Here is a 454-nt window from a genome sequence, read left to right on the forward strand (position 1 = left end):
TTGATGAATTAAGCAAAGGGTTTTAACCCTTTAAAGTAAATATAACGTACCCCCTATTTTGAGGAAATAGAAATGAGTAAGGAAGTTTTAGCAGTTGTTGAAATCATGTCTAACGAAAAAGGCGTGGAAAAAGAAATTATCTTTGAGGCCATTGAAGCGGCTCTAGCGACAGCAACTAGAAAAAGTCATAACGATGAAATTGACGCCCGTGTTTCTATTGATCGACATACGGGTGATTATGAGACTTTCCGTCGTTGGGAAGTGATTGAAGACGATGTTGAGATTGAAGATCATGTCGGTTGGTATATTCGCCACATGGATGCGGTCGATGTTGAGCCGCATATTGAACCAGGCGAATTTATTGAAGAGCCGATTGAGTCAATCGAGTTTGGTCGTATTGGTGCGCAAACAGCGAAACAAGTGATTATTCAGAAAGTCCGTGAAGCTGAGCGTA

General features: G+C 41.0%; 1 protein-coding gene. It reads left to right on the top strand.

The genetic code is table 11. The features are described from left to right. Positions 1 to 72: 72 nt before the first annotated feature. Positions 73 to 454 (top strand): NusA N-terminal domain-containing protein (locus tag Tanf_RS16705; RefSeq protein WP_046825493.1); only part of this gene is annotated, 382 nt, incomplete at its 3' end.

The sequence above is a fragment of the Tannerella forsythia genome, from assembly GCF_001006485.1.
GTDB lineage: Bacteria > Bacteroidota > Bacteroidia > Bacteroidales > Tannerellaceae > Tannerella > Tannerella forsythia.